Source organism: Nocardioides sp. CPCC 206348 (assembly GCF_048654705.1).
In the GTDB taxonomy this organism is placed as follows: domain Bacteria; phylum Actinomycetota; class Actinomycetes; order Propionibacteriales; family Nocardioidaceae; genus Nocardioides.
Map to the genome: position 1 here is coordinate 14,491 of NZ_JBMCZA010000162.1, position 3,336 is coordinate 17,826.

Annotated in this window: 4 protein-coding genes; 1 reads left to right on the forward strand and 3 read right to left on the reverse strand. The window is 70.6% G+C overall.

What is annotated here, in order from left to right; translation table 11 throughout:
- The 3 genes from ACOADB_RS12050 to ACOADB_RS12060 form a co-directional block, all read right to left on the reverse strand.
- Positions 1-516 (reverse strand): hypothetical protein (locus ACOADB_RS12050; protein ID WP_378598585.1); only part of this gene is annotated, 516 nt, incomplete at its 3' end.
- Positions 513-1,364, reverse strand: coding sequence for a PP2C family protein-serine/threonine phosphatase (locus ACOADB_RS12055; protein ID WP_378598588.1), 852 nt, complete (start codon positions 1,362-1,364; stop codon positions 513-515). The genes ACOADB_RS12055 and ACOADB_RS12050, both read right to left, overlap by 4 nt.
- Positions 1,365-1,409: 45 nt before the next feature.
- Positions 1,410-2,762 (reverse strand): lipase family protein, encoded by a 1,353-nt coding sequence (locus ACOADB_RS12060; protein ID WP_378598591.1) that lies wholly within the window; start codon positions 2,760-2,762, stop codon positions 1,410-1,412.
- Between the two features lie 143 nt (positions 2,763-2,905).
- Here ACOADB_RS12060 and ACOADB_RS12065 point away from each other — a divergent pair, with 143 nt between their 5' ends.
- Positions 2,906-3,274, forward strand: coding sequence for an FKBP-type peptidyl-prolyl cis-trans isomerase (locus ACOADB_RS12065; RefSeq protein ID WP_378598594.1), 369 nt, complete (start codon positions 2,906-2,908; stop codon positions 3,272-3,274).
- The last annotated feature ends 62 nt before the right edge of the window (positions 3,275-3,336 follow it).

Consider the following 3,336-nt stretch of genomic DNA (forward strand, 5'->3'; position numbering starts at 1 on the left):
CCGGAACACGGTGTGTTCGTGGGCGGGCTCGGCAGCCACCGGCTCGGCGACCGGCTCGGGTGCGACCGGCTCAGCCGCCACCGGCTCGGGAGCGGGCGTCGTACTCACGACGGGACGCCAGGTGAGACCGCCGCTGCGCACGACACCGCCCAGCAACGGCAGGGCCGGGCCGGTGGGGCGCGCGCCGATCGGGACCACCTCGATGACGGCTCCGGCGGCCAGCGGTGCCGATGCCTCGTTCCAGGTGGTGGCGTCGGTGCCCTCGACACGGAACCCGTCGACGCAGACCGCGAACGCGCCCCGGACCAGGATGCGGGCCTCGGACCGGTCGATCCGTACGGCGGCGAAGTCCGGCAGCTCGCTCAGCACACCCCGCGAGAGGACCTCGACGACCGTCAGCGGCTCGAGCCCACGCTCGGCGAGCGCCGCGACCTCGCTGAGTCGATCGCCCGTAGCAAGAACGACACCCTCGTCCGTGACGAGGGTGGCGAGGTCGCCGGCGACGTACGTCGTCATGCCTGCTCCCCCTGCGTCGGGCGGGTGTCCTCGTCGGGACGCTCGGGTCCATGGTCGACGTCGACCACGACGACCGTCACGTTGTCGTGGCCGCCGGCGGCGACCGCCGCTTCGATCAGCGTGCTGACCGTCAGCTCGGGCGACAGCCGCTCGGACATGATGTGGAAGATCGCGATGTCGGACAGCTCCGAGGTCAGGCCGTCGGAGCAGAGCAGCAACCGCGACCCGGGAACCGCCGGGACGAGGGAGAAGTCGGCCTCCGAGGCCGTGAGCGCGCCGATCGCCCGCGTGACGACATGGCGCTCGGGGTGCCCGAGCGCCTCCTCACGGGTGATCTGGCCCGCGTCGATCAGCTCCTGGATCACCGAGTGGTCCTTGGAGATCTGGTCGAGCACGCCCTCGCTGAAGCAGTAGGCACGGGAGTCGCCGATGTTCGCCAGCAGCCAGTAGCCGCGGCCGTCCTCCAGGACGTACGTCGCGGCGACGAGGGTCGAGCCGGGCGCCGAGGTGAACTCGGCGGCGAGTGCGCCGACGCTGCGTTGCGCCGCACCGATGGCGGCCTCGACGTCGATGGGCTGCACGTCGCGGGCAGCCAGCGGTTCGAACGACTCCGCGACCAGTCGGCTCGCCACGTCGCCGCGGGCGTAGCCGCCCATGCCGTCGGCGACCAGGAAGACCGGCGGGGCGACAAGGGAGGAGTCCTCGTTGACGGTCCGGACCCGCCCGGGATGGCTCCCGGCGGCGTACACGAGACGGGTCGCGAAGTCAGCGGACGACCACGTGTCCGCTCCCGTGACGTTGACCCGCACCTGCTGTCCCCCCGAGACGCCCCTCTTGTACCCGTCCATTCAACGGGATCCCTTGGGCGTCAGCCTAACGCGGGGACCCCTGCGTCAACTGGCCTTCAGCGGACCCAGCGGGTTGCCGGCCGGAATCGTTGCACAGTTGTCGGGCGCCGGAGTGCCTGCGAAGCGGGCGTTCAGCCAGCTGATCGCCTCGGGCAGCCAGAACGGGACCGACAGGAAATGGCTGAGCGGGTACTCGCGGTGGGTGACCTTGACGCCACCGGAGCAGTACTTCTTCGCGAGGGTCCGGACGTCGCCGGCGACCATCACGCCGTCGCCCCGCTGCTTGCCGATGGTGCCCTCGAGCTCACCGACCGTGCCCTGCCCGATGAGCATCGGGACGGTCGGGTTCGGGCGGGTGCCGAGGTTCAGCTGGTTGACCAGCTTCACGAAGATCGGGATCGTCGACGGGTCGGCGTAGGCCGGCTTGGCCAGCTTCTTCCAGCTCAGGCCCGGGTAGGCACCGAGCACCTGGAGGATCGAGGCCTTCTGCATCTTGTCGTAGACCTCGACGCCGTAGGGGCTGAGGTAGGGCCGCAGGTCGACGTTGAACGACCGGGCCACGCCGACGATGGCCATCGGCACGATGCCTGCCCACACGAGGCTGCTGTCGACGTAGGTCAGGTTGGTCGCGGGACGCACCAGCACGCCGCCCTCGGCGGCACCGACGATCCGCTTGTTGATGTCGGGGGCGTACGACGGCGCGAGGACCGCGGCCCAGTTCGTGCCGATCGCGCCGCCGGAGTAGCCGATCAGGCCGATCTTCGCCGTGAGCGCGACGACGCCGGTGGCCGGCACCTTGAGGGTGGCGCGGAGCGAGTCGAGGGTGACCATGCCGTACTCGGGACCGGCGGCGAAGTCGGCCGTCGGGCCCTGGGTGTCGGACATGACGATGGCGTAGCCCTGCAGGAGGAACGGCACCATCATCGCGGTCTCGAAGTGCGCACCCATCCCGCCCGGGTTCTTGCCGCCGGCGACGGACCGGGACGGGCCGTCCTCGGGGTTCAGCGAGTCGTAGAAGGACTGGTAGGAGATCACCTTCGAGGTGACGCCGGTCAGCGGCTTGAAGACCGAGGTCACGCCGGCGACGGCCTGGCCGCGCTGGTTGGTCGTGCGGAAGACGATCTGCACGACCTTGAGCGGCAACGGGATCCCGGCGATCGAGTAGTTGACCGTGCGCTGCTTGAGGACCGCGCCAGGCGCGTAGTCGGCCAGCGGCTTGGCGCCGGTGTAGGTGAAGAAGGGGTCAGGCGTCGCGGCGGCGGACACGACGCGGTCCGTGGCACCGCCGGTGACCGTGGCCGCCTGCGCGGCCTGGCCCGCCGGTACCAGCGTCGCGAGCAGGGCGACGGCGGCCACGAGGGCCCACCCGCGCCGTCCGTTGCGTGACGTGTGGTCCATGTCCAGCCTCCCAGCCCCGCGTGACGGTCGTCACGCACCCTCCGGCATGGTTGTTGACAGGTGTGTCACTTGTCAACGGGTTGCGGTGGGCACCCGCGCGCCCCGTCGGCATGGGTCCTCGCGTGGGTCCTAGGGTGGTGGGCATGGAAAAGCCTGAGATCGACTTCGTCGACCCCACCCCGCCCACCGACCTCGTGATCACCGACCTCACCGTCGGCGACGGCGCCGAGGCCACCTCCGGCAGCACCGTCTCGGTCCACTACGTCGGCGTCGCCCTGTCCACGGGCGAGGAGTTCGACGCGTCGTACAACCGCGGCACCCCGCTGCAGTTCCGCCTCGGCATCGGCCAGGTCATCGCCGGCTGGGACACCGGTGTGCAGGGCATGAAGGTCGGCGGCCGTCGCCAGCTCGTCATCCCGCCCCACCTCGGCTACGGCGACCGTGGCGCCGGCGGTGCCATCAAGGGTGGCGAGACCCTGATCTTCGTGGTGGACCTGCTCGAGGTCCGCTGACCGTTCGTTGATCGAGGAGGTTGCGGGTCTCGAGACGGTTGCTGCGCAACCTCCTCGACCAC